Here is a 24,424-nt window from a genome sequence, read left to right as displayed (position 1 = left end):
TGATTCCATGGTTGCGCCGCTCTCGCCCAGTGACCCTCGGCAACTTGGCTCCTACTGGCTGGCCCGACGGCTCGGCGCGGGAGGCCAGGGCGTGGTCTACGAGGCCTACGACAGCACGGGTGGCCGGGTGGCGGTCAAGGCGCTGCGCGAGGACATCCTCACCGACGCCTACCGTGACCAGTTGCGCAGGGAGGTGGCGGCGCTCAGCCGCGTGGCCTCCTTCTGCACCGCGCGGATCATCGAGGCCGATCTCGACCACGTCCCGCCGTACCTGGTCAGTGAGTACGTCCCCGGGCCCGATCTGCAGGACCGCGTGGACAGGCACGGGCCCTACCACCCCGACGACCTGCACCGTCTCGCGGTCGGCATCGCCGCCGCGCTGTCGTCCATCCACCAGGCCGGCGTGATACACCGGGATTTGAAGCCGGCGAACGTCCTGCTCGGCCCGGACGGTCCCCGGGTCATCGACTTCGGCATCGCGCGCACCGAGGAGATGTCCCAGAGCGCGACCGGGCAGCTGAAGGGCACTCCGCGGTGGATGGCCCCCGAGTTGTTCCGCGGTCACCGCGCCTCACCGGCCGTCGACGTCTGGGCGTGGGGCGCCACCATCCTGTTCGCCGCCACGGGCAAGCCGCCCTTCGACGGTGACGGCATGCCCGCGCTGATCCACCAGATCCTCCATCACCGGCCCGATCTCGATGTGCTGCGGGAGCCGCTGCGGTCCCTGGTGGCGCGGGCGCTGTCCCACGACCCGGCCCGGCGTCCCGCGCCGTGGGAGCTGCTGGAAGGCCTGATCGGCGGCCAGGGCACACTTGAGGAGGCCACCGCGGTCGCCGGAGCCCTTTCGACCACGGCGCTCCCCCCGTCGCTGGCGCAGGCGGCCGAGGGGGTCTACACCGGGCTCGCACCGCACGAGCAGGCCGTCGTGCCGCGCATCCTGCTGCGGATGATCGCCGCGGCGCCGGACGCCCGGCACACGCTGCGCAAGGTCGCCGCCGCCGAGTTCCTCGACATCGAGACGGCCGAGCAGAGCTTCTGGCGCGTCCTCGACCGGCTGGGCGAGGCCGGGCTGGTGATCCGCGACGGCGACTTCTTCACGCTCGCCACCCCGGCGCTGGTGCGGGCCTGGCCTCGGCTGCGCGACTGGGTCGCCGACGAACGCGAGGTCCTCGACGCCCACCACGGGCTCGCCGACGCCGCGCGGCGCTGGCAGAGCCACGGCCGTAAAAGCGGTGACCTGCTGCAGGGCAGCTCGCTCGACGAGGCGCTCACCCGTGCCGTGACCGGTCGCCGGCACCTCACCCTCAACCCGGTCGAACGCTCCTTCCTCGACGAGTCGGTGCGCGCCGCGCAGCGCAGGCGGCGCTCCCGCACCCTGCTGAGCACCGTCCTGGCGGTCCTGCTCGTGGTGTCCACCGCGACGGCGGCTGTCGCGATCGTCCAGGGCATCGAGTTGACGGCCACGAACGAGACCATCTCCCGGCAGCGGGATGCGGCCATCGGCGACCGGGTCGCCAACCTCGCCACCACGATGCGGCGCGTCGATCCCGCCACCGCCAAGCAACTCGCCGTCGTCGCCGCGACCCTGGCACCCGGCGGTCAGGCGGCCAGAAACGCACTGGCCACGCTCTACGGCCAGTGGGAGCAGTACACCTACCGGCCACCCGGCCTCGACGGCCGCTGGAAGATGAACGGAGACGGCACCCGCCATCTGATGGCGTACGCGCGCGGCCACGAGGTGACGCTCGCCGACGTCGACTCGCGCCGGGTGGTGCGGACGATCACCCTGACCGGAGAACCGATCGACGACGGCGGTCTCGGTCACGCCCTGAGCCTCACGGCGGACGGCAAGACCATCTCGCTGGTCAGGAAGGACGGCACCGTCGGCATCTGGGACACCGCGACGGGCCGGCCGCGACCGGTGACGATCCGCATTCCCGAGCCGTACGCGGCGCTCGATCCCATGGGCACCCGTCTCCTGAGTTTCGAGGCGACGCAGGCGATCGTCTGGGACGTCGAATCGGGCAAGCCCGTTCTCAGAATCCCGTACCAGCTCGCGGCCGCGACCTTCACGCCGGACGGGCGGTTCCTGGTCGGCCTCCGGGAAGGAGAGCTCGAATACTGGGACATCGTCAAGGGCACGAAGACGCCCCTGTCCCGGATCGGTAAGGATTCCGAGAGGGTCAGCGGCCTGGAGGTCAGCCCGGACGGCAGACGGCTCGGCGTGATCAAGGGTGACCGGGTGTGGATCATCCGCCTGGACAAGGAGGACGTGAGCTGGCGGCAGCTCCAGAAGAACGACGAGAACATCGGGGTCGCCTTCAGCAACGACGGCAGGTTCGTCGCGGTCGGCGGCACCGTCTGGGGCACCGAGGGCGTCCACGACCAGTCGTGGGACCTCGTGGGCGAACGCAACGAGCCCGTCTTCAGATACTCCGGCGGCTGTGCCAACCCGATCTTCGGCCTGGGAGACCGCACCCTGCGCTGCGCGGACTACCTCACGGGCACCGTCACCGTCCTGTCCCTCAGTCCCATCACGGACTCGGTCAAGCTCACCGACGCCTTCACCGGCGCTGCGGCGGTCCTCAGCGAGGACGGCTCGACTCTTGCGATCGAGTCCCGCCGCGACCTGGAGATCTGGGATCCGGTCAGGCGGGTCAAACGGGGAGCGCTGCCGCTCGACGGTGTCAAGGGCACCAGCGAATCGCTGTTCGCGTTGTCGAGAGACGGAAAGCTGCTGGCGAGCAGCTTCCGCAGCAGCGGGAAAGTCGAGATCTGGGACGTCGCCTCGGCGACCAAGAAGATCACCCTGCAGACCGGGCACGCGATCAGCGACCGGCTGCCGCTCAGGTTCTCGCCCGACGGCAGGACGCTTGCGGTGCTCACCAATCCCACCATCAGCTCGACCTTGCTCGAACTGTGGGACGTGGCCTCGGGAACCCCGCGGGTCAAGTCCGCCGGAGTCCAGGTGGAATCCGGCCAGTTCATCGCCGGTGAACCACGTGTCCTCTTCAGCCCCGACGGACGGACCGTGCTCTCCGGGCCGGACCAGGGTGTCGTCGACGTCGCCACCGGCAGGAGAGTCCTCGCCCCCAACATCGATCTGAGCCCCGCCAAGGCCCGCAGCCGGGACGGGCTCGTCGCCGTGGTCGACAAGGACAAGGTCGGGTTCTGGGACGCGCAGACCCTCCAGCACCGGTACGACGTGCTTCCAGGCGCGGAACTGGGCAACGCCGCCGCCTTCGCCCCCGACGGGAAACTGCTCGCGCTGGCCGACACGACAGGCCGGATCCGCCTGTGGGACGTTCCGAACAGACGCGCCCTGGGCCTTCCGCTCGCCGGTTTCCTGACGCCGAAGACCAAGATCGGCCCGGACAAGATCACGACCTTGGCCTTCTCCGCCGACGGCGCGGTTCTGGCGGCCGTCGACGACGCCGGCCGCCTCCGCACCCACCTCGTCGCCCCCGGCAAGGTCAAGAGCGCCCTCTGCGGTCTCTTCGGCCCGCTCTCCGAGGCGGACTGGAAGACCTACATTCCGGAGATTCCCTACCGCCGCACCTGCTGACCGGTGGCGGCCGAGGCGAACGCGGTGATGATCGGGTGCGGCCGGGTTCCGTCGCCCGCCAGTTCGGGCTGGAAGAGCGTGGCGAGGAAGAACGGGTGGCCGGGCAGTTCCAGGATCCGTACGGCTCCGTCCGCGTCGTGGCCGGTGAAGTTCAGGCCGCCCTCCTCCAGCACGGGCAGGTAGGCGGGATTGAGACCGAAGCTGCAGGAGTATCTCTCCACGGTCTTCTCCACTCCGATGATCTTCTCGGCCAGCGATCCCGGCGTCAGCCGTACCGCCTCCTCGTGGCCGACAAGGGAGCACGCCAGCGGCATCAGCAGGAAGTCCTGGGCGTCCGGGTCGTTCTCGGCGTGCGCGACCGCCAGCCCCAGGACGTTGCGCGCGTATTCCAGGAGGGTGTGCTGGAAGCCCCCGCAGGTGCCCAGAAACGGGATGCCGTGCTCGCGGGCGACGCGGGCGGCGTTCACCGCGCCGGCCTCGCTGCGGTAGGGACTGCCGGGCAGTATCCAGATGCCGTCGAACCCCTCCAGGTCGTCGGCTTCGGCCGTGGAGATCCAGTAGGCGTCCAGTGTCAGCCCGTCCCGCTCACGCAAGGCCGAAAGGAGGGACGGGATGCGTGCGTGGGCCTGGACGCTGGGGGACCTGTCGCACACCAGGGCGACTTTCGCTGTGCTCATGCCCCCGATCCTTACCGAGCCTGAACGTAAGCACCAACGATGATTCCTGCTGGTCCGATAAGCGATACTGATACACCGTGGATCCGCACCTGTTGCGCACGTTCGTGACCGTCGCCCACTGGCGGTCTTTCTCAGCCGCGGCCGAAGAACTCGGCTACACCCAGTCGGCCGTTTCCCAGCAGATCGCCACGCTGGAGGCGGACCTGGGACTGACGCTTCTGCACCGCCGCCCGGTCACGCCCACCCCGGCCGGGGAACGCCTGCTGGAACACGCCGCGCCGCTGCTGCTGCGTCACCAGGCCGCTCGCGCCGACGTGCTACGCGCCGCCACCGGCCCGGTCGAACGGCTGACCGTGGTGGCCTCTCCGCTGGCGTGCACCCCGGCGATCGCCCGTGGTCTGGTGCTCGGCCGGTCGCCGGTGACGTTGCTCACCGCCGGTCGCGAGCGCGTCGTCGAGCAGGTCGCCTCCGGTGCGGCGGACCTCGGGTTCGCCGACGGGATCGCCGCGCCCAGCGACCCGCTGCGCCTTCCTGACGCGGGGTCGCTGACCGGTGTCGGCGTGGCCGAGGAGGAACTGGTGGTGGTCCTGGCCGACGGCCATCCGCTGTCCCGGCGGCGGGGGCTGGCGCTGGCCGACCTGGCCGACGCCCTGTGGCTGCAGGCCCCCGCCGCCGTGTCGGTGGAGCGGTTACGCGAGGTGGCGGGCGTGGGCGGGTTCCGCGTCGGATTCCGCTATGACGGCGACGACCTGCATACCGTGCTGAATCTGACCGCCGCCGGGCACGGGCTCACCCTGCTGCCCGCGTCGGTGGCGACCGGGGTGCCGCTGACCGCACCGCGCGTGGTGCACCGGGTGGAGATGCTGCACGGCACTCTCGCTCCCGGACCGGCGATGACCGTCGCCGACCGGCTGGAGCGAGGCAGGGCCGTACGGTAGCCGGGGCTGACCGGCGACTGCGGCCCTGCCCATCCTGTTGGCTTGGTCAGCGGTGAATGCCCGCTCACTCGGACGGTGCCGCGGTTTCGCCGATGCCGCCGATGCCGCCGTCCAGGATGTCCAGTGCCCGACCGACCGTGTCGGTCAGGGTCGCGATGATCTGTTCCGGCGTCCGGCCTTCGCTCCGTAGCCGTGCCGCCTCGTTGATCATGGCGGTGACTGTGGTCAGGATGAAGGCGGCGGTCGCGCGCGCCGCAACGGGTCCCAGATGCGCGGGCACCCGGTCGGACAGGATCGCCGCCAGGTCGTCCTGGTAACGGCTGCCGCGCAGCCGCAACGCGTCCAGCAGCGCGGGACTGTTCTGAATGATGGCGCCGACGCCGGCGAATCGCTCGTCGACCGCGGTCCGCGGATCTTCGCGGTCCGGTGCCTCCGGCACCTCGGACAGTCCGGCGAACATGCGCGGCAGCTCCTCCTTGAGGAACTCCGGCAGCGGAGTGCTCAGGGGGAGTTGATCGATCATGTCGATCAGATCGGCCTCCACCGGGCGGTGCCAGGCGAGGAGGAGATCCTCCTTGGCCGGGAAGTGGTTGACAACCGTCTGTTTCGCGACGTCCGCGGCTTCGGCGATCTCGGCGATGGTCACGGCGTCGTAGCCCCGCTCGCCGAACAGGGCCAAGGCCGTATTGGCGATCCGCTCCCGGGTCTCGCGTCGCCGCCGTTCGTGCCGGGACTGCGTGATTTCCTCGTGCGCCTGTGACGGATTGATGCCGCCTGCATCGGTGCTCATACAAGTACCGTAACAAAATTAGGTCGGTACCATAAGTGGTATCGGTCTAGTTTGTGGTTTCGAGGCTGATCGCGGGCCCGGCGGGGTTCCGGTAGCGATGGGACAGAATCCAACGAACCCACCCCTGACCTGGGGGATGTGGTGCTACGCCGAGGCAGAAGGACCATCCGCAGCGCCGGTGCTGGTCTCGTCTGCGGGCCCGCGGGTGGTGTGGCGCCAGCGTGTCAGGCGGCCGGGCGGGTGCAGGTGACGTCTCGGTCAGGGAGGACACCGTCGACCAGGTAGCGGGTCACCTTGGTGTCGACACAGCTGTTCTTGTCCGCGATGTAGACGGTGTGACGGTAGGCGCCGGTCAGTGTGATCATGCGGGAGCCGGTCAGCGCGCGGTGCATGGCCTGCTGGCCCGGATAGGGCGTCGCCGGATCGCCGTCCGCGCCGACGATCAACGCCGGTACGGAGTTGCCGATCGTGGTGGGCGATTCAAGCGGCTTGACCGGCCAGAACGCGCACGGGGAAATGTTGCGGGCGAGCGGCCCGAACAGGGGCTCTGCGACGCGGTGGCGCTGGATGTCGCGGTAGTAGGTCGCCGGATCACGAGGTGCGGCCCGGTCGGCGCACAGGATCGCCGTGCCCGCCCGATCGGAGGCCTCTCCGGCGCCGGTGAACAGGCCGTCGAGGAACTCCTTGAAAGAGGCGGGCAGTGGCGTCTTGCCGCCGTGGCTCAACGCCCGCGCCTCCTCGGCGAGGATGGTGGAGGCCTGCGGCCCGTCGTTGTAGAGGCGCCCCATCAGCCAGTACGGCACGACACTGGCATCGACGCGGTATCCGCCGATCTTCACGGGCTGCCGGTTGATCTTCTCTACGGTCGCCAGGACGGCCTCGCGTGTGCTGCCCAGCCCGTACTCCTTGTCACGTGCGGCGGCCCAGGACGCCCAGCGCCGGAGTGCGGCGTCGATCGCGGGGGCGGCGCGCGAGAGCAGGCGCGGGCCGTACACCTGGGGGTCGACGGCGCTGTCGAGCACGACCCGGTCGGCTCGCGAGCCGAACATCTGCAGATAGGTCGCGCCCAGGTAGGTGCCGTAGGAGAAGCCGACGTAGGACAGCTTCCGCTCACCGAGCGCGGCCCTGATCACGTCCATGTCGCGTGCGGTGTTCCTGGTCGAGGCGTACGGCAGAACCTGGCGATTGCCCTCGACACAGCCTGCCGCCAGTTGCCTGGCCAGGCGCACGCTCTTGTCGAAGGTACGCCGGTCGGGTCCCGCCGAGCGCAGGTAGGTGTCGGTCTGCCACCGGCAGGTGATCGGTGTGCTGCGGCCGACGAATCGGGGATCCATGCCCAGCAGGTCGTAACGGGCCCCGACCTCGGGCACTTCCTTTCCCAGGAGCGACATCTGGAGGCCGGAGCCTCCTGGTCCGCCGGGGTTGAACAGCAGGACGCCGCGGCGCCGGGAGGCATCGGTGGCCTTGACCCGAGAGATCGCGACCGAGATAGTCCGCCCGTCCGGCCTGCGGTAGTCCATCGGGACCAGGACGGTGGCGCATTGAGCCCCGGCGGCGTCAAGCTCCCTGCCGATCTGATCGCCGGGTCCGGTCGCGCAAGCGCGCCAGGTGATCGTCTGATGGTGAAAGCGGTCCATGGGCGTGGCCGCCTGCGCCGGTCCAGCGGCAAATCCTCCGATGGTGGCCGTGAGCACTGCTGCCGCGGCTACTCCACGCTTGAAATCGGGCATGCCTATATCCCTTCGCGAAGGTGTATTAGTCATCTCGGTGGTGGGACGTCGGCCCCTGAGGACCGGACGGCGCCTATGAGAGATTCCGGCTCGTGCACAACGCTAGGGGCGCCGGTGCCCCTCGGGCATCGAGCGGAATGCCGATCCGTACCTTGCGACCCGCACGCCAGCCGACCCCGCTTTTACGACCGCTGCCCTAACGACGGGCTCCTCCTCAAGGAGGACGAGCCCGGTCAGGTTGGTGGATACCGTCATTCCATGAACGTGGTGCGGCGATTGGGCCGCTGGTGGCGCGGCTTGCCCGTGATGGTCACGGACAGCGTGCTGGCCGGTGTGCTCACCGCCCTGGCGGTGACGCAGGCCGCCCTGTCCGCCCACAGCCCGGTCGCGCTGGCCTACCTGCTGGCGGTGCTCACCGCCGCGCCGCTGGTGCTGCGCCGACGCCACCCCATCGCCGTCCTGGCGGTGATCACGGTGAGCCTGGTCGGCTGCGGCCTGGCCGGCTACCCCAACGGATTCCAGACCCTGCCGGTACTGATCGGCCTCTACACCGTCGCGGCCTACCGCCGGGAGGGCTATCGCGACGGTGTCCTGGCCCTGGCGTTGATGGCGAGCATCCTCGTTCCCGACCTCATCGGGTCCGAGCTGACCTTCGCGGCCGTCAAAAACCTGTTCGAGAACGTGCTTCAGCTCGGCGCGGCCTGGGCCATCGGGGAAGGGGTGCGCAGCCGCCGCCTGCGCCACCAGGACCTGGTCGAGCACGCCCGCCACCTGGAGATCGAACGCGAGGAGAAAGCCCTGCGAGCGGTCGCTGAAGAACGCGTGCGCATCGCCAGGGAACTGCACGACGTGGTCGCCCATCACCTGTCGGTCATCTCGATCCAGTCCGGTGCCGGAGGCCGCCTGATCGCCACCGAGCCCGACACCGCACGCGAGGCCTTCTCGGCGATCGCCGCCACCACCCGCGAGGCGCTCACCGAATTGCGGCACATGCTGTCGGTCCTGCGCCTCACGCCCGACACCGGTGAGGACTCCTACGCACCGCAACCGGGCCTGGCTCAGCTGGACACGCTGCTGGAACGCTCCCACCTTTCAGGCCTGTCGATCCAGCGGAAGACCTCCGGTCAGGTACGCTCGCTGCCGCCCGGCGTGGACCGATGCCTGTACCGCATCGCCCAGGAATCACTGACCAACGTGCTCAAACACGCCCCGCACGCCAACGTGGCCCTCACCCTGACCTACCACCCTGCCGCGGTCACCCTGCAGGTCACCAACGACGGCCCCGCCACCACCGAGGAGCGCTCACCCGGGCACGGGCTGATCGGCATGCGCGAGCGAGCCGCCCTCTACGGCGGCACCCTCGCCGCAGGCCCACGCGAGCACGGCGGCTACACCGTGACCGCGCACCTGCCCGCCTCCCCGCTCGCCGAGCCGCCGGCCGAGCCCGTCCTCGCCACGGCCCACCCGCAGCAGAGCGCACCGCGGCTGGGGGTACCCCGATGACCGGCCCCGACACTGATCCCAGGACCATCCGCGTCCTGATCGTCGACGACCAAGCCCTGGTCCGTGCGGGCCTGGTCGCCCTCGTCCGCACCGACGCCGATCTCGCGGTCGTCGGCGAGGCCGCCGACGGCCACGAAGCCGTCGCCCAAGCCGAGGCGACCGCTCCGGATGTCATCTTGATGGACATCCGCATGCCCGACCTGGACGGTGTCGCCGCCACCCGTCAGATCCTCGCCCACGCTGACGGCCCGGCACCCAAGATCCTTATCCTGACCACCTTCGACCTGGACGAACACGTCTTCGCCGCCCTGCGCGCCGGCGCCTCGGGATTCCTGCTCAAAGACACCCCGGCCGACCAGATGCTGGCCGCGATCGCCACAGTCGCCCGCGGTGAGGTACTGCTGGCGCCCAGCGTCACCCGGCGCCTGGTCCACCACTTCGCCGCCACACCCGAACCCACCCGGCGCCAGCCCGAAGAGCTCGCCCAGCTCACCAGTCAGGAAACCGCCGTGCTCCGCCTGGTCGGCCAGGGCCTGACCAACCAGCAGATCGCCACCCGCCTGAACATCGCCCAGGCCACCGTCAAATCCCACCTGGGCCGCCTCATGACCAAACTCCGCCTGTCCAGCCGCGCTCAAGCCGTGGTCATCGCGTATGAAACCGGCCTGATCACCCCCGGAATCAGTCACCACGTCTGATGCGACAGCGGCATGGACGCGCATCTGCTGGATTTGTCGGCGTTGCCGACGGAGCGGCGCCGGTTCCTGGCGACGGTGGGCCGCCGTTCCACCAATCAGGCGCTGGAGCGCCGCGATCCAGAGCGTCGGTATCCGATCCTGTTGGCGGTGGCGGCGCAGTCGGCGGTGGACCTGCTGGATGAGGTCGTCGCGTTGTTCGACCTGGTGGGAAAGCTGCTGTCGCCGCGGATCCGGGACCTGGGGAAGATCACCCTGGTGAGGGACGACACTCCCACCGAGACGGCCAAGCGCTACCCGCACGCCGGTCCGCTGCTGGGCGCCCGCTGGAACGAAGCGCTGGTCGCCGACTGCTGGCCCGACCTGCTGCGCATGGCCGGATCGCTCAAGTACGGGCAGGCGACCGCGTCGCTGGTGGTCGGCAAATGGTCGGCCGCCTCCCGGCAGAACACCCTGGCGGCCGCGCTGAAGGAATGGGGCACCTTGCGCCCGGCCGCTGTTGAGCCGAGCCTGCGCCCATGACGGGTTCTTGGGGGGCTGGGTAAGGTTCCGGGTCTGGCCGAACGCCGAGCCGCCATGTGCGTGGGCTTGGAGGAGCGAGGCGGGGAGAGGAGTGGGCCCGCATTCAACTGCTGAGGGTGCGCTTTTGTGGGTGGATCGCCTCGCCGCGGGCGAGCATGTCAACGAACTGGGTGATACGGCGGGCTCGGGTCTCGGCGCGTTTGGCGTTCGCGATCCGATAGAGAATGGCGTAGCGGTTTTGGGAGGTAAGGATGTCGAACATCGCTTGTGCCTGGGGCTTCGCGGCCAATGCGGCGGCCAGGTCGGCTGGTACCTCGATGCCGGCTTGTCCCGCGTAGGCCGTGTCCCAGCGGCCGTCGGCCTTGGCGCGTTCGACCTCGGTCATTCCGGCCGGATGCATCCGGCCCTCGCTGATCAGGCGGGTGACGATGGAAACGTTCCGCGCTGACCAGGGACTTTGCCTTCCGCGAGGGGTGAAGCGCCGGCAGAAGGTGATCTCATCCCGCCGTCGTAGCCGACCATCGATCCAGCCGTGGCACAGGGCTTCGTCGAGCGCCTGGTCATAGGTCAGGCTGGTGGGCCGGGTCGTGTTCTGCTTGGCGAGGACCAGCCACACCCCTGCCGAGCTGTCGTGGTGCCTGCTGAGCCACTCCCGCCAGGCTCGGGCATCGGTAACGGTCAGTTCCAGTAGTTCGTTGCTCATCGTCATGTGCCCCTGATGATCATCAAAGGTATGGTTGTCGGCGGTCACCCGAAGGTGGGAGCCCAGGACGGGGGCCTGCCGGAAGTGGCGCTGGATCGGTCAGCGGTAGAGCTGGCCGATCACGTCCTTCGCCACGTCGCCACCGCGGCTTCTGGACGGATGACGCCCGCCCGCCTTCACCAGGTCTTGCCGGCCTGCTCCCGGATCGTGTGGTTGATCCGGTTGAAGAAGTTGGTGATTGCGATGTTCAGGATGATCGCGGACATCTGATTCTCGTCGAAGTGGGTGGCAGCACCGTCCCAGATCTCGTCGGTCACGCCCGGCGCGCCGTCCTGGATCCGGATGGCGGCCTCGGGCAGCGCGAGCGCTGCCCGCTCCTCCTCGGTGAAGAACGGGGTCTCGCGCCAGGTGACCACGTTGTGCAGCCGCTCCTCGGTCTCTCCATGCTTCTTCGCCGACTGGACGCCGGCGAACACACACGGGCTGCAGCCGTTGATCTGGCTGGCCCGCAGATGGACCAGCTCGAGCACGAGCGGGTCGACGCCACCGGCGTGAATCGCCTTGTGGAGATGCTGGATCGCTGTGATACGTCGGGATTCGCCACGCTCTTCATGCGTGCTTCCATGGGTCCTGCCCCTCGTCGGTTACGTGCGCCCATCCGGGCCCGTCATCTACCGCACCTTGGCGGAGGTCATCGTCGTCGTAATGGACTTTTCGGCCGAGGAGTTCTCGGCCATGCCAGCGACGTTACGGTATGACCCGGTCAGAAACGGTCCTGGTTATCGAGCAGACTGTTAGCCATGGTCAACACCTCGGCGCGGCTGCTGCGGCTGCTGTCTTTGCTGTCAACGCGGCAGTCCTGGACGTGCGCTGATCTTTCCGCCCAGCTGGAGATCACCGAACGGACGGTTCGCCGGGACATCGCCCGGCTACGTGAACTCGGCTACGGCATCGAATCGGAGATGGGCCCATGGGGCGGCTACCACCTCGGGCCCGGAACCAGCATTCCGCCACTGATCCTTGACGAGGAGGAGGCCCTCGCGGTCGCTGTCGGGCTGCGCACCGCCGCCTTCAGCGGAGTCTCCGGCAGTGACCAGGCAGCCCTGTCGGCACTGCTGAAACTACGCCAGGTGCTGCCGGCCAGGATCGCCGACCGGCTCGGCGAGCTGGACGCCGCGTTCACCCACACCGCACGACCCGACGACAGCCAGATCTCCCCCGCGCTGCTGCTCGACCTGGCCGCCGCGTGCCGACGAGGCGAACGCACCCAGTTGACCTACCGCGACCGGGCCGGAACGACGTCCACCCGCCGAGTGGACCCCTCCCGGCTCATCTACACCGGCCGCCGCTGGTATCTCCTCGCCTACGACCTGACGCGGCAGGACTGGCGCACCTTCCGTACCGATCGCATCATCGATGCCACAGCCACCGGGCAGGCCACTGCCCTACCCGACCCGCCAGATCCAGCACAGATGGTCAGCACGGGCATCGCGCTGAGGCCCTACCCGGTGCGGGTGACCATCCGCCTGGCCGTACCGGCCGATGAGGCCCGCAGGCTGGTACCACCAACGGTCGGCGTCCACCACCCGGACGGCGATGACGCCACGATCATCGACATCGGCGGGCCAGACACCGACGGCCTGGCCCGCTACCTGCTCAGCCTCGGCCGACCACTCCAGATACTGCACCCAGAAGAGGTCCGCCAGGCATTCCTCACCCGCACACAACAACTCCTCAAGGACAACCAGCGGCACAAACACCCGCCGATAGCTGACACGGCTACCTGCAGTGACGGATGTTGCCAGCCACCGTGAAGTGCGACTGCAGTCTTGACTGTCTCAATCGAGATTCGCTCAACGAGACACGCCGCCCGTCAGCAAGCCGAGCTGGTGCGGATGCACGCCACCGGCGACTACACCATCGCCGATCTCATGGAGGTCTTCTCCATCGGTCGCGCCACCGTCTACCGCGTCCTCGACCGCACCGAGACGACGGGGACGACGGATGCTGAGATTCCGCGTTAGCGCAGGTCAGCGATATTCGTTGGTTTTTCGGCCAGGACTACCGGGACCCCTATTACATATCGCCGTAAGGCGAGGATTGTCCGTACCTCATGCGGCGGGAGATCGTCCAGGTCTTGCCGGGGTTTTAAGTGATCGTGTATCGCGCGAGGAGGGCGTCGGGGGCCACTTTCGTTGCGTCCTTCAAGTGCTACCGTTCCGCGACGGACATCGGGAGTGTGTCGCGCAGGCCGGGGGCAACAGTGCGCTACCGCAGCGAGGTGTTCCGTGCCGGGGATCAGCCCTCCGGCTACGGGCTGACCAGCGCTAGATCGAGCACGTCGATGCCGACCGGGGTGCGCCCGGTCGCGATCCGGCCCACCGACCACGGACCGGGGAACCGGTGCAGCAGTGCGTGAACCGCGATCGCGAGCTCGTGCCGGGCCAGGTGCGCGCCGAGGCAGAAGTGCACGCCGTGGCCGAAGGAAAGGTGCTCGTTGGGCGTTCGGCCGGGCCGGAACTCCTCCGGCTCGGCGAACACCCGAGGGTCCCGATTGGCCGAGAGCACCATGGCGATCACCCGCCGGCCGGTCTCGACGGCGTGCCCGGCGATGCTGGTCGGGCCGGTGGTGAACCGGTCGGCGCCACCGATCGGGGGCAGGAACCGCAGCACCTCCTCGATGGCATCGGGTACCAGTCCAGGGTCAGCGCGCAGCTGGGCCAGTGCGTCCGGGTGAGCCGCCAGACACAGCACGATGTTGACCAGCAGGGTCTTGGTCGTCTCGTGGCCGTTGATGAGCAGCAGCGTGCAGAAGCTGAGCAACTCCTCGTCGGAGAGCCGGCTGCCGTCCGGTTCGGCGGCCAGCAGAGTGTCGATCACGTCGCCTTGGGGTCGGGCGCGGTGTTCGGCGAACACCTCCCGGAAGTACTCGGCCAGTTCGGCGTGTGCGGTGCGGAACGCGGCCTGGCGCACCGGGTCCTCGGTGAACGAGCCGGCGAAGGAGGTGATCGCCTCGGTCCAGCGCACGAAGTCCGGTTGCCGGTCCGCTTCGACTCCGAGCAGCGTGGCGATGGTGCGCACCGGCAACGGGTGACCGAGCTGGCCGATCACGTCCAGCTCACCGTCCACATCGGCCAGTTGCGTCCGCACGGTGTCGGTGATCGAGGGGAGCAGCGCCTGGATCGCGCGGGGCGTGAAGGCCCGGCTGACCAGCCGGCGCAGCAGGTGGTGCCGGGGCGGGTCGATCGCCGACAGGCTGCCCAGAACCGGGTTGTCCCGGTGCGGCACGGGTTGCGCGCTGTAGCGCAGCTCGTCGGAGGAGAACACCGGGTAGTCGGTGAGCACCTGGTTCACCTCGGTGTAGCCGTGCACCACCCAGGCACCGAGCGGTTCGACGAAACGCACCCCGTCCCCGGCGAGACCGTCCCGTGCGGTCTCCCGGTGCCAGTCGAGGATCTCCAAGACAACATCATCAGTCATGCGTCGAGTGTGGTCAGCTCCGGCTGGTCGAGGCTTGGAGAAAACGGACATCCGGCAGCAACATGCTCGGCGGCGCCCCCACCGCGTGCCGGAACTCGGCGAGCAGGTGTGACTGGTCGTAGCAGCCGCTGCGCACAGCGATGTCCGCCCAGTTCGGGCGCTCGCCCTTGGCCACCGCGGCGTGCGCGGCGGCGAGCGCGTGGTGCAGCCGCACCACCCGCACGTAGGACTTGGGCCGCAGCCCGACCGCCACCCCGAACCGCCGCCGTAGTTGCCGCTCGGACAACCCGGCCTGAGCGGCATGCCGGTCCACCGGCGCACCTGGCGCCGCGTGCATGGCCGCCAGTACGATGCGCACCCGCTCGTCGACCCGGCATTGCCCGGCCCGCGCCCGCACCAGTGCCAGCGCCCCGGCCAGCCGCTCGGTCACCGACCCGTCCAGCTGCCCGACCTCGATGGGCGCCCCGGCCAGCGGCACCTCGTCGGCCGCGACCCCGAACAGCCCGGTCACCGTCCCCGGCCGCAGCCGCACCCCAACCAGGGACCCGCCCTCGGGCAGCGCCCCCTGTCGGCCGCGCGTCTCCGGCCCAGCCAGCCAGCACGCCCCATCAGGCATGACCAGCAGGTCGACGGCGGGTTGCGGCAATCCTCTCGGCACCGCGTCGCCGTCGAGCACCCAGCTCCCGGCCACCAAGTGGGCCAGGTCGGCGGGCACGGGCAATGCGGTCACCAGGGCAGTCAACCCGGCGGCCGCCGCGTTCGCCAGCGATTAAGCGGGCGGAGGACGCGGAGGGGCGCCCGGGCAGGCGGAGGACGCGGGGTGGGCGCCCGGGCGAGCGAGGGGCCGCGGTGGGAGCGAGCGCGGGATCCTCGCCGGAGGTGCGCTGGACGGGCGCGTACCCGCCGGCGCGCAGCGTGGCCAAGACGGTTCCGGAAGCCTCGCCGACCCCGCACATCAGCACCTGCCGCAGTCCGGTTTCCGCGAGCAGACACCACGGCAGCCGGTCGCGGATCGACCCGTGCCACTCCCGGGTAGTCGGTTCAGAGCTCGATGACGACCTTTCCCAACGCCTTGCCCGAGGCGTAGTAGTGGTAGGCGTCGGGGGCCTCATCGAAGGGGAACACCCGGTCAACGACCGGGTGGAGGCGGTTGACTTCGATGGCGCGGCTCATCGCGAGGAACTGTGCACGACTGCCGACGGCGACGGCGCGCACGGTGGCACCGGAGGCGAACAGCGCCCGAGAGTCGAGGGGCGATGCGTTGTCCCCGACGAAACCCACGCAGGCGACATGGCCCGCTATAGCCACGGCCTTGAGCGACTGCTCCAGCAGGCCGGCGACGTCGATGATGCGATCGGCGCCCTGCCCGCCGGTCAGTTCCCGGACCTTGGCGGGCCAGTCGGGCATGGCCCTGTAGTCGATGACCTCATCGGCGCCGAGTTCGACCAGGCGGGCGGCTTTGGCCGGGTCGCTGGTCGTGGCGATCACACGCGCTCCGAGCATCTTGGCGAACTGGAGCGCGAACAAGGACACTCCTCCGGACCCCTGCGTCACCAGCGTCTGACCTGGCCGCAGGCCAACGCCATCCCCGGTCAGGGCGTTCCAGGCGGTGACGGCGGCGCAGGGCAGCGTCGCCGCCTCCTGATAGGACAGGTGGTCGGGGATCGGCACGAGCGCGTTCTCCTCGAGCACCGCCAGCTCGGTGAGCATGCCGTCCAGCGAGCCGCCCAGTTGCGCCAGGTGCTGGACACCGAACGGGCCCTCCTGCCAGCTCGGGAAGAGCGTGGCCATGACCCTGTCGCCGACCCGCACGGTGCGTACGCCGGGCCCGACTGCGACGACCTCTCCGGCCCCGTCGGAGATCGGCACCACATCAGGCTTCACCGGCAGCACGTAATTGCCGCGCAGCACCAACAGTTCGCGGTAGTTCAGCGAGACGGCGCGCACCGCGACCAGCACCTGTCCGGGGCCGGGCCGGGGGTCGGGATGATTCTTGATCGACAGGCCGGCGATCCCGGCGCCGCTGTCGACATGGTAACTGCGCATGAGGGGTTCTCTTTGTTCGGTTCTGCGGTTCGCGGTGCTCAGTCGTCGAGGCCGGTGTCGGTGGCCAGCGGGACTTCGCCCGCGGTCTTGCTGTAGCCGAGGGCCTCGATGATCAGGCCGTTGCGCACGTGCATGAGGTTCACTCCGCTGACCCAGTCCGCGGAGCCCGGGCCGAAGTGGTAGTGCCAGCGGATCGTCGCCCGCTCTCCCGCGAGCACGACCTCCTGCGGCTGGAACTGGCTGCCGCGGTCCTCAATGAGCGCACGCCACCAGTCCAGGCAGGGCTGGCGGCCTTCGACGCGTTCCCCGGTGGGTGCCGGCCGGACGGCTTCCATCACGCAGTCCTCGGCGACCAGATCCGTGAGCAGATCGGCGTCGCGCTCGACGAAGGCGCGGTTGAAGCGGTCGATGACCTCGGCGGTGGAACGGAAAGACATTACCTCTCCCGAGTGGATAGAATGTTCGGTCTACATAGTTATATCGACTGGTTGATCTACTCGTCAAGGCGTGGGAGGCCGGCTGTCATGAACGTTCGCACCCGGCCCGGCGGCGCGAGGGTTTGAGAGCTGTCCTGAGCCGGCGCTCGGGCCGTCCATGGCGAGCACTGTCCGCTGTCGGCGAAGCGGGTCCGCCGGCAGCGAACCCGCCTGGGTGCCCGGTGGGTGTGGTGCTTGGGTGTCGCCATGGAGATCCTGATTCTGGGTGGGACGGCATGGGTGGGCCGTGAGCTGTCGCGGGAGGCGGTCATGCGCGGCCATCGAGTCACGTGCCTGGCTCGTGGCGAAAGCGGGCAGGTCGCGAACGGCGCGCGGCTGGTGGCCGCCGACCGGCGTGATCCCGCGGCGTACGAGCCGCTGCTCGACCGTACGTGGGACGCGGTCATGGAGGTGTCCTGGCAACCGGGTTTCGTGTGTGAGGCGCTCGAGGCGCTGGGCGGCCGGGCGCGACACTGGACCTATGTCTCCTCCGTCAACGCCTACGCCGCCCATGCCATACCGGACGCGGACGAGTCGGCGCCCCTGCTTGCCCCGACCGACCGGCGCGAGGTCGACCGCACGCTGTACGGCGAGGCGAAAGTCGCCTGCGAGCAGGCCTCGACGGCGGCCGTGAGCGACCGCCTCCTCATCGCGCGTGCCGGCCTCATCGGCGGTCCTGGCGATCACAGCGGACGTTCCGGCTACTGGGTGGCCCGCGCCGCACGCGATCCGCACGGGCCGATGCTGGTTCCCGACGCACCGGCCCTGCCGACGCAGGCGGTGGACGTGCGGGACCTCGCCGCCTGGCTGCTCGACGCCGCGGAGAAAGGGAGTACCGGCACGTACAACGCCGTCGGTCCGACCGTTCCGTTCGGCGAGTGGATCGAGCTGTGCCGCGCTGTCGGCGGCCACACCGGTCCGGTGGTCGCCGCCGAGTCGGCATGGCTGGTCGAGAACGGCGTGACCCAGTACATGGGGCCCGAGTCGTTGCCGATGTGGCTGGTCGAGCCGGGTTGGGAAGGGTGGTCGGCCCGCAACGGGTCTGCGGCGCGGGCCGCGGGGCTGCGTCATCGGCCCCGGGCGGAACTGCTGGCCGACACGCTGGTCTGGGAGCGCGAGCAGGGTCTGGATCGGGCACGGCGTGCCGGCCTCAGCGCCCAGCGGGAGCACGAGCTGCTCGACGCGGTCATGCCCGGATGATGACCTAAGTCGGATGACCGATTCCTCCTTCACTTGCGATCCCTAACTTTGAGATCACGATGAAGGAGGAAATTCCATGACATTCCACGTTCTGGTTATCGGGGGCGGCATCGGCGGGCTCACCCTGGCTCAGGGCCTGCGCAAGGCGGGCATCAGCAGCGCGGTCTACGAGCGCGACCGCAGCAAGGACGACCGGCTGCAGGGCTACCGCATCCACATCTCGCCCAAAGGCTGCGCCGCGCTGCACGATTGCCTGCCCGAGGAGCTGTACGACAGGTTCGTGGCCACCTCCGGCAAGCCCAACACAACGCTGGGCTTCTATGACCACAGGTTCACCGAACTGCTGACGATCGGCGAGGAGAACGCCCCCGAGCACTACACCGACAGCTTCAAGTCCGTCAGCCGCATCTCGCTGCGCGAGGTCCTGCTGTCGGGCCTGGACGACATCGTCCACTACGGCAAGACCTTCACCCGATACGAGCAACTGCCCAGCGGCCGGGTGCGCGCGCACTTCGAAGACGGCACGCACGCCGACGGCGACCTGCTGGTGGCGGCCGACGGCGTCAACTCCCGCATCCGCACCGAGTTGCTGCCGCACGCCAAGCGCATCGACACCGGCGCGCTGTCGATCTCGGGCAAGGTCCCCCTGGATGACGAGACGCGCAGGCTGCTGCCACGGCAGCTGTTCGCCGGATCGGGCTTCTTGTTCGGCCCGCAGGGCAAGACGGTCTTCCTGGCCGCGCACGAGTTCCGCACCCGCAGCGCGGCCGCCAAGGCGCCGCAGCCCGGAGGCCTGCTCCTGGACAACACCGCCGACTACGTGATGTGGAACATCGTCACCACCTGGGACAAGCTCGGCGACCGTGCGACGCTGGAGCGCATGGACGGGGCCGAACTGCAGAAGGTGGCGTTCGAGGCGACCGAGGGTTGGAGCCGGCAGCTGCACGAGCTGATCGCGCGCAGCGACCTGGGCAGCATCTCGGTGTTCCCCCTGAAGACCTCGACCCCGGTCAAAGGCTGGCCGACCACCAACGTCACGCTGATCGGCGATGCGATCCACAACATGCCGCCGACCGCCGGGGTGGGGGCCAACACCGCGATCCTGGACGCCCACCTGCTCCGCGACAATCTGGTCAAACATGTCAAGGGCGAGACGTCGCTGATCGAAGCGGTCAACGCCTACGAGAGCGAGATGGTCGAGTACGCCTTCAAGGCCGTGGCGACGGCCATGCGCAACCTGAAGATGGGCGTCAGCGCCAACCCGATGCAGCGTGTGTTCACCAAGACGCTGTTCCGCTTCTTCAACGCGGTGCCCCCGATCAAGAAGCAAATGACCGCCGCGATGATGAAGTAGGCGGCCACGTCCCGCTGCGGGTCACGGCAGGGTGAGCCGGGCCAGCTCGGTTCGCGTGCTCACACCCAGCTTCGGATAGGCGTTGTACAGATGGTGGCCTACGGTGCGAGGGCTGAGGAAGAGCCGGGCGGCGATCTCCTTGTTGGTCGCGCCCGTGGCGGCCAGCCGTACCACCTGAAGCTCCTGGGGCGTGAGCCGGCCGAGCAGGTCGGCATCCGGGTCCCTGGTCAGGGTCTCGCCCGTAGCGCGCAACTCGGCGGCGGCCCGCTCAGCCCACGGCCGGGCACCGAGTCGTTCGAAGGCCTCGGCGGCGCCGCGCAGTGGGGTCCTGGCCTCGTGTTTGCGGCGCTCGCGGCGCAGGCGTTCGCCGTAGAGAAGCTGGGCGCGTGCCCGGTCGAACGGCTGATCCGCGCCCATCGCGGCGGCGTGACGCTCCTCGTCATCGGATGTCAACGCGTGGCAGCGGTCGAGCAGGGCCCGCGCCCAGGGCTGGTCCACGGCAGTCACCCAGTCCTCGAAACCGGCCAGCGGCCTGGCCGCCCGCTCCGGCACGCCGCGCCGTACCGCGGCCTCGACGAGGTCGGCGACCGCGGCCGGGTGGTGCGCCGCGACAGGCTCAAGCCGGTCGAGCGCCGCATCGTACCGGCCGAGACCCAGGTCGAGCAGGCCGAGCGCCCACTGGGCCCACGCGTGGCCATGCGGCACGGCCGAGGCGCGGTTCGCCATCTCCTTGCAGACTCGTTCGTCACCGGCCACGGCCGCCAGCCACGCGCGCACTCCGCACAGCTGGGCCTCCAGGTGTGCCTGACCGGTTTGCACGACGATGCGCTCGCCTGCCTCGGCCTCCGCCGACGCCTCCCTGTGGCGGCCGGCCATCACGTCGGCCCAGGCCAGGACCAGATGCGTGTGCGGCAACCAGCTGATCATGCCGAGTGAGGTGCAGTCGCGCGCCAGGAGCCGGGCGATGGCCGTGGCCGCCTCGTGGTCCCCGACGAGCAGCGCGGTCTGCGCGGCGTTGTTGCGCAGACCGTACAGGCTCCGCTCGGCCAGCCGGCCACCGGCCACGACCCGGCGCAGCAGCGGCAGCGCGACGCGCGGCCTGCCCGCCAGCAGCGCCGTCATGCCCTCCGCCATGGCCATCAGCGGACGCAACAGGTCCTCGTCGTGCTCCAGACCGGACAGCAGCGCGGTGGCCTCCTGCGCGAGTGTCGGGTCATGGGCGTACCAGGCGTTGCGCACGGCCTGCAGGAGCATGGTCCTGGCCAGCGCGTCGTCGACGCCGACCAGAGGGCGGGCGCCCTTGAGCAGGGTGGCGCTCGCGCTCTCCAGCGCGCCGCGCTCGAACTCCACGTCCGCCCTGATGTTGGCCAGCTGTGCCGCCAGCCGCAGCTCCGGCTCGGTGGCGGGGCGGTCCCGGCTACGGTCGAGCTCTTGTGTGGTGAGGTGCCAGGCGCGGTCGAGTTGACCTGCTGTGAGCGCGGTGTCCGCCGCCTCGGCCAGCCGCCTGCCGCGTGCCACCTCATCCCTGGAGAGCACAACCGCTCGCTCCAGCACCGCCGACGCGGCGGCGTAGCCCGTCCGCAGGCGGAAACCCGCCGCGGCGCGTTCGAGTTCGGCGGCCAGTTCCTCGTCAGGCCCCGACGCGGCGATGGCCAGGTGCCAGACCCGCCACTCGGGGTCGACGACCTCGGCCAGCGCACGGTGCACGGCACGGCGACGGCCGAACCCTCCTGCCTGATAGACCGCCGACCTGGCCAGCGGATGACGAAAGGACAGCGTCGCGCCGTGCAGGCGCACCAGCCCCGCTTCCTCGCAGACCTCCAGCGCATGCTCATCCACGCCGAGCTTCTGCGCGGCGCTCATGATGACCGACAGCTCGCCGGTCTCCTCCGCCGACGCCACCAGCAGCAGCGTGCGCGCCTCCTCGGGCAGCCGCGCGACCCGGTCGTGAAAGGCGTCCTGCAGGCGCCGGGTGAGCGGCAGCGGTCCGAGCTCCGGTACGGCCTCGGCGCTCAACGGCAGCTCGACCAGACCCAGGGGATTACCCTCGGCCTCGGCCAGGATGCGCTCGCGCACGCCGGCGGCCAGATCCGGGGCCCGCTCGGCGAGCAGCTCGCGCGCCGCGGCGCTGTCGAGCCCGGCCAGCGGCAGCTCGGGCAGCCCGTCCGCGTCGAACTCCGCGCGAGCCGCGAAGATCATGACAATGCCCTCGGCGCGCAGCCGCCGGGCGGCGAACAGCAGCGCGTCCCTGGAGGCCCGGTCGAGCCACTGCGCGTCGTCGACCACGCACAACAGCGGTCCCGACTCCGCCACCTCCGCCAGCAACGACAGCGTGGCGACGCCGACCAGGAACCTGTCCTCTCCCGAGCCCTCGGCTATGCCGAGCGCCCGGCGCAGCGCCGCGGCCTGCAGCTCCGGCAGCTCCTTGATGGTGTCGAGCACGGGGAGCAAGAGCTGGTGCAGTCCGGCGTAGGGCAGTTCGGCCTCCGATTCCACGCCGAGGCCGCGCAGCAACGTGAAGCCCTCCGCCGAGTCAGCCGCGTGGTCGGCGAGCGCCGACTTACCGACGCCCGGCTCGCCCCTGATCACCAGGACCGCGCTGCTACCCTGCCTGGCCTGCCGCAGTATGTCCTCGATGAGACGTTGCTCGTCGGCTCTGCCGTACAACATCCCATGATCTTACTTAAGGCTGATTTATCAGGAGAATGACAGATTCCTGCGGATGGTGAGATCCGTAGCGTCGTGAGGCATGAAGATCTCATTCATCCCCGGCGCGGCCGGCATCGCGATCAGTGCGGATCCCACGATGGACGAGTCCTATCGCGCGCGCTTTGACGGCATCCTCCCCGATCTACGGACGACCACGGAGTCCGTGACGGTCCGCTTCCCCCGCAGCTTCCACCTCGACGGCACAGGGTACGGCGGGAAGGTGATGCTCAACGCCTCGCTCCCATGGGCGGTCGAGGTGTGCGGCGGCACCTCGCGCCTCGACGCCGACCTGCGCTCACTCCCGCTGACCCGGCTCGACCTGCAGGGCGGGGCCGACCAGGTGCGCGTGGACCTGCCCGCGCCCTGCGGCACTGTGGCGATCCGCATTGCCGGCGGCGTCTCCCAGGTCGCTTTCCACCGCCCCTCCGGCGTGCCGGTACGGCTGGCCGTCATCGGCGGCGGCACCAGGCTCCGGCTGGGGGAGCGGACCCTGGACACGGTGCCACGCGGGACCACCTTGACCGATCCCGGCTTCGATGAGGTCGTCGACCGGTACGACATCTGGGTGTCCGGTGGCACGGATCGGCTGACCGTGGCATAGCAACGACCTACCGCCAGCCGCCCTCGTCCACCCCGCCCGGCACATCGGCCGCGGAGTCGTACGGCGTGCGGGTGAAGACGAAGGTGTTGAGATCCAGGTGGCTGAGCGAGCCGTCGGGCCGGCGGACCAGACTCAGCGTCTCGCCTGCGTAGTAGCCGTCCAGCCCGAGCCAGGTCCCGTCGGCCTGGGCGGTGAACCGGGAGGCCCGGCCGGTTCCGCCGATCGGATTGAGGGACAGGCCGCGGTCGGGCAGCAGGCGTAGCGCGTACGCGCTCGGCCCCCAGTACCACGGGCCGGTCAGCTCCAGCAGGTCGGCGTCGGCCCCGATGGGTTCCCACTCGACGGGCAGGCGCGGCTCGTGCTCGTCGAGGATGGCCAGCAGCTCGGTCAGCAGAGTACGGCTCACTCCCGAGGTGGAGTTGGCCATGAACAGCACACCCACTTTGTCGGCCGGGTCGGCCCACACCGTAGCCAGAAAACCCGGCATGGAGCCGGTGTGCCCGGCCAGGCGGCGGCCGTTGGCCCGGGCCAGCTGCAAGCCCAGGCCATAGCCGCCGGTCCAGGCGTCACCGTCGTCCACGGTCGCCGGCTCGCGCATCTCGGCCAGCGTGGCCGGGTCGAGCACGCCCGCGGTGTCTCCGGCCACGAACGCGGCCCACCGGGCGAGGTCGGCGGGAGTGGACCAGAGCTGCCCGCCCGGAGCCATGGCGACCGCGTCGTGTTCGGGCTCGGGCAGCAGCACGTCCGCCCACGGATGCACGGCGTAGCCGGTGGCGTGCGGGGCGCGCGGCCGGGGCGTGGTGTCACACATGCCCAGCGGTTCCAGGATCTCCTCCTGTACGGCTCGCGTCCAGCTCACCCCCCGATGCCGGGTGACCAGCTCGCCCAGCAGGGCGAAGCCCAGGTTGGAGTAGTGGAAGCGGCGGCCGGGCCGGTGCCGGCCGGTCTCCGGGCCGAGCAGGCCGATGAGCTCCTCCACCGGCATGCCCGGCGTCCGCTCCCACCACGGGCCGGGCGGCTCAGCGGTCAGCCCGGCGGTGTGCGACAGCAGCTGGGCGAGGGTCACCTCGCCGACCGGCGTGCCGGGGATGTGTTTGCCGATCGGGTCGAGCAGGTCGACACGGCCCTCGTCGCGCAGCCGCATGACCACGGTGGCGACCATGCTCTTGGTGATGGAGCCGATCCGGTACTGGGTGGTTTCAGTGGGCCTGGCCCCTTCCACCCGGCCACGCGAGCCGAACCAGGCGAGCCGCCCGTCGCGCACCACGGCCGCCGTCAGCGACGGCAGCCGTGACTCGGCCTGCTCCACCGCGATCCTGCGCAGCAGCGCGCGAGCCGTACTCTCCAGAACCGGCGACATCAGATGGCTCCTCCCCGACATGACAAAGTTCCCCCAGGCTAGTGCCGCTGGAGCCGCACCGGCATCCGCAGCGGA

The 24,424-nt window shown here is 69.9% G+C and carries 21 protein-coding genes; 10 read left to right on the top strand and 11 right to left on the bottom strand.

Annotated features, from left to right (window positions below):
* Positions 1-7: 7 nt before the first annotated feature.
* Positions 8-3,565: a protein kinase gene (locus ACFY2X_RS31205; RefSeq protein ID WP_389945217.1), complete on the top strand. Its 3,558-nt coding sequence runs from the start codon at positions 8-10 to the stop codon at positions 3,563-3,565.
* On the opposite strand, the gene ACFY2X_RS31200 is transcribed toward ACFY2X_RS31205, so the two are convergent.
* Complete coding sequence (locus tag ACFY2X_RS31200; RefSeq protein ID WP_389945215.1) at positions 3,547-4,242, bottom strand: hypothetical protein; 696 nt, start codon at positions 4,240-4,242, stop codon at positions 3,547-3,549. The genes ACFY2X_RS31205 and ACFY2X_RS31200 overlap by 19 nt on opposite strands.
* Before the next feature lie 77 nt (positions 4,243-4,319).
* Between ACFY2X_RS31200 and ACFY2X_RS31195 the strand changes: the two genes are divergently transcribed.
* A complete protein-coding gene (locus ACFY2X_RS31195) occupies positions 4,320-5,180 on the top strand; it encodes a LysR family transcriptional regulator (RefSeq protein ID WP_389945213.1) in 861 nt (286 codons plus the stop codon).
* A gap of 64 nt (positions 5,181-5,244) precedes the next feature.
* Here ACFY2X_RS31195 and ACFY2X_RS31190 read toward each other — a convergent pair whose 3' ends face one another.
* A complete protein-coding gene (locus ACFY2X_RS31190) occupies positions 5,245-5,970 on the bottom strand; it encodes a TetR/AcrR family transcriptional regulator (protein WP_389945211.1) in 726 nt (241 codons plus the stop codon).
* Positions 5,971-6,194: 224 nt separating this feature from the next.
* Positions 6,195-7,700: an alpha/beta hydrolase gene (locus ACFY2X_RS31185; RefSeq protein WP_389945208.1), complete on the bottom strand. Its 1,506-nt coding sequence runs from the start codon at positions 7,698-7,700 to the stop codon at positions 6,195-6,197.
* A gap of 258 nt (positions 7,701-7,958) precedes the next feature.
* Here ACFY2X_RS31185 and ACFY2X_RS31180 point away from each other — a divergent pair, with 258 nt between their 5' ends.
* From ACFY2X_RS31180 to ACFY2X_RS31170, 3 genes are read left to right on the top strand one after another with little or no spacing between them, the layout of a single operon-like run.
* Positions 7,959-9,203 carry a sensor histidine kinase gene (locus tag ACFY2X_RS31180; protein ID WP_389945206.1) on the top strand — a complete coding sequence of 415 codons (1,245 nt, stop codon included), beginning with the start codon at positions 7,959-7,961 and terminating at the stop codon, positions 9,201-9,203.
* Entirely contained in the window at positions 9,200-9,901 is a 702-nt protein-coding gene (locus ACFY2X_RS31175; RefSeq protein ID WP_389945203.1) for a response regulator, read from the top strand. Before ACFY2X_RS31180 ends, ACFY2X_RS31175 begins: the two co-directional genes overlap by 4 nt.
* 12 nt (positions 9,902-9,913) lie before the next feature.
* A complete protein-coding gene (locus ACFY2X_RS31170) occupies positions 9,914-10,420 on the top strand; it encodes a Tn3 family transposase (protein WP_389945200.1) in 507 nt (168 codons plus the stop codon).
* 103 nt (positions 10,421-10,523) lie between these two features.
* On the opposite strand, the gene ACFY2X_RS31165 is transcribed toward ACFY2X_RS31170, so the two are convergent.
* A complete protein-coding gene (locus ACFY2X_RS31165) occupies positions 10,524-11,171 on the bottom strand; it encodes a YdeI family protein (RefSeq protein ID WP_389945197.1) in 648 nt (215 codons plus the stop codon).
* Between the two features lie 128 nt (positions 11,172-11,299).
* Complete coding sequence (locus ACFY2X_RS31160) at positions 11,300-11,653, bottom strand: carboxymuconolactone decarboxylase family protein (RefSeq protein ID WP_389945195.1); 354 nt, start codon at positions 11,651-11,653, stop codon at positions 11,300-11,302.
* 270 nt (positions 11,654-11,923) lie between these two features.
* Here ACFY2X_RS31160 and ACFY2X_RS31155 point away from each other — a divergent pair, with 270 nt between their 5' ends.
* A complete protein-coding gene (locus tag ACFY2X_RS31155; RefSeq protein WP_389945192.1) occupies positions 11,924-12,937 on the top strand; it encodes a helix-turn-helix transcriptional regulator in 1,014 nt (337 codons plus the stop codon).
* Between the two features lie 15 nt (positions 12,938-12,952).
* Positions 12,953-13,147 (top strand): helix-turn-helix domain-containing protein, encoded by a 195-nt coding sequence (locus tag ACFY2X_RS31150; RefSeq protein ID WP_389945189.1) that lies wholly within the window; start codon positions 12,953-12,955, stop codon positions 13,145-13,147.
* Between the two features lie 286 nt (positions 13,148-13,433).
* Here the strand turns inward: ACFY2X_RS31150 and ACFY2X_RS31145 are convergent, their stop codons facing one another.
* From ACFY2X_RS31145 to ACFY2X_RS31130, 4 genes are all read right to left on the bottom strand, one after another.
* Positions 13,434-14,603, bottom strand: a complete 1,170-nt coding sequence (locus ACFY2X_RS31145) for a cytochrome P450 (protein WP_389945185.1) — start codon at positions 14,601-14,603, stop codon at positions 13,434-13,436.
* A gap of 13 nt (positions 14,604-14,616) precedes the next feature.
* A complete protein-coding gene (locus tag ACFY2X_RS31140; protein WP_389945182.1) occupies positions 14,617-15,333 on the bottom strand; it encodes a helix-turn-helix domain-containing protein in 717 nt (238 codons plus the stop codon).
* A gap of 311 nt (positions 15,334-15,644) precedes the next feature.
* A complete protein-coding gene (locus ACFY2X_RS31135; protein WP_389945179.1) occupies positions 15,645-16,649 on the bottom strand; it encodes an NAD(P)-dependent alcohol dehydrogenase in 1,005 nt (334 codons plus the stop codon).
* Between the two features lie 38 nt (positions 16,650-16,687).
* Complete coding sequence (locus tag ACFY2X_RS31130; protein ID WP_389945176.1) at positions 16,688-17,086, bottom strand: nuclear transport factor 2 family protein; 399 nt, start codon at positions 17,084-17,086, stop codon at positions 16,688-16,690.
* A gap of 246 nt (positions 17,087-17,332) precedes the next feature.
* Here ACFY2X_RS31130 and ACFY2X_RS31125 point away from each other — a divergent pair, with 246 nt between their 5' ends.
* Positions 17,333-18,325, top strand: a complete 993-nt coding sequence (locus tag ACFY2X_RS31125) for an NAD-dependent epimerase/dehydratase family protein (RefSeq protein ID WP_389945174.1) — start codon at positions 17,333-17,335, stop codon at positions 18,323-18,325.
* A 76-nt stretch (positions 18,326-18,401) separates the two neighbouring features.
* Positions 18,402-19,679, top strand: a complete 1,278-nt coding sequence (locus tag ACFY2X_RS31120; protein ID WP_389945171.1) for an FAD-dependent oxidoreductase — start codon at positions 18,402-18,404, stop codon at positions 19,677-19,679.
* A gap of 21 nt (positions 19,680-19,700) precedes the next feature.
* Here ACFY2X_RS31120 and ACFY2X_RS31115 read toward each other — a convergent pair whose 3' ends face one another.
* A complete protein-coding gene (locus ACFY2X_RS31115) occupies positions 19,701-22,349 on the bottom strand; it encodes an AAA family ATPase (RefSeq protein WP_389945168.1) in 2,649 nt (882 codons plus the stop codon).
* A gap of 79 nt (positions 22,350-22,428) precedes the next feature.
* Here ACFY2X_RS31115 and ACFY2X_RS31110 point away from each other — a divergent pair, with 79 nt between their 5' ends.
* On the top strand, positions 22,429-22,989 hold the full coding sequence (locus tag ACFY2X_RS31110) for a hypothetical protein (RefSeq protein ID WP_389945165.1): 561 nt from the start codon (positions 22,429-22,431) through the stop codon (positions 22,987-22,989).
* 7 nt (positions 22,990-22,996) lie between these two features.
* Here the strand turns inward: ACFY2X_RS31110 and ACFY2X_RS31105 are convergent, their stop codons facing one another.
* Positions 22,997-24,349: a serine hydrolase domain-containing protein gene (locus tag ACFY2X_RS31105; RefSeq protein ID WP_389945162.1), complete on the bottom strand. Its 1,353-nt coding sequence runs from the start codon at positions 24,347-24,349 to the stop codon at positions 22,997-22,999.
* Positions 24,350-24,424 lie beyond the last annotated feature (75 nt).

Origin of the sequence: Streptosporangium sp. NPDC000396 (assembly GCF_042898655.1) — a bacterium.
In the GTDB taxonomy this organism is placed as follows: domain Bacteria; phylum Actinomycetota; class Actinomycetes; order Streptosporangiales; family Streptosporangiaceae; genus Streptosporangium.
Note: the sequence above shows the minus strand (reverse complement) of the source record. Positions and strands in the feature narration are given on the sequence as shown.

Excerpts from the sequence above, each read along its gene's own strand:
- ACFY2X_RS31205 (WP_389945217.1), top strand. The coding sequence starts at position 8 with ATGGTTGCGCCGCTCTCGCCCAGTGACCCTCGGCAACTTGGCTCCTAC.
- ACFY2X_RS31200 (WP_389945215.1), bottom strand. The coding sequence starts at position 4,242 with ATGAGCACAGCGAAAGTCGCCCTGGTGTGCGACAGGTCCCCCAGCGTC.
- ACFY2X_RS31190 (WP_389945211.1), bottom strand. The coding sequence starts at position 5,970 with ATGAGCACCGATGCAGGCGGCATCAATCCGTCACAGGCGCACGAGGAA.
- ACFY2X_RS31185 (WP_389945208.1), bottom strand. The coding sequence starts at position 7,700 with ATGCCCGATTTCAAGCGTGGAGTAGCCGCGGCAGCAGTGCTCACGGCC.
- ACFY2X_RS31180 (WP_389945206.1), top strand. The coding sequence starts at position 7,959 with ATGAACGTGGTGCGGCGATTGGGCCGCTGGTGGCGCGGCTTGCCCGTG.
- ACFY2X_RS31175 (WP_389945203.1), top strand. The coding sequence starts at position 9,200 with ATGACCGGCCCCGACACTGATCCCAGGACCATCCGCGTCCTGATCGTC.
- ACFY2X_RS31170 (WP_389945200.1), top strand. The coding sequence starts at position 9,914 with ATGGACGCGCATCTGCTGGATTTGTCGGCGTTGCCGACGGAGCGGCGC.
- ACFY2X_RS31155 (WP_389945192.1), top strand. The coding sequence starts at position 11,924 with ATGGTCAACACCTCGGCGCGGCTGCTGCGGCTGCTGTCTTTGCTGTCA.
- ACFY2X_RS31145 (WP_389945185.1), bottom strand. The coding sequence starts at position 14,603 with ATGACTGATGATGTTGTCTTGGAGATCCTCGACTGGCACCGGGAGACC.
- ACFY2X_RS31135 (WP_389945179.1), bottom strand. The coding sequence starts at position 16,649 with ATGCGCAGTTACCATGTCGACAGCGGCGCCGGGATCGCCGGCCTGTCG.
- ACFY2X_RS31130 (WP_389945176.1), bottom strand. The coding sequence starts at position 17,086 with ATGTCTTTCCGTTCCACCGCCGAGGTCATCGACCGCTTCAACCGCGCC.
- ACFY2X_RS31125 (WP_389945174.1), top strand. The coding sequence starts at position 17,333 with ATGGAGATCCTGATTCTGGGTGGGACGGCATGGGTGGGCCGTGAGCTG.
- ACFY2X_RS31120 (WP_389945171.1), top strand. The coding sequence starts at position 18,402 with ATGACATTCCACGTTCTGGTTATCGGGGGCGGCATCGGCGGGCTCACC.
- ACFY2X_RS31115 (WP_389945168.1), bottom strand. The coding sequence starts at position 22,349 with ATGTTGTACGGCAGAGCCGACGAGCAACGTCTCATCGAGGACATACTG.
- ACFY2X_RS31110 (WP_389945165.1), top strand. The coding sequence starts at position 22,429 with ATGAAGATCTCATTCATCCCCGGCGCGGCCGGCATCGCGATCAGTGCG.
- ACFY2X_RS31105 (WP_389945162.1), bottom strand. The coding sequence starts at position 24,349 with ATGTCGCCGGTTCTGGAGAGTACGGCTCGCGCGCTGCTGCGCAGGATC.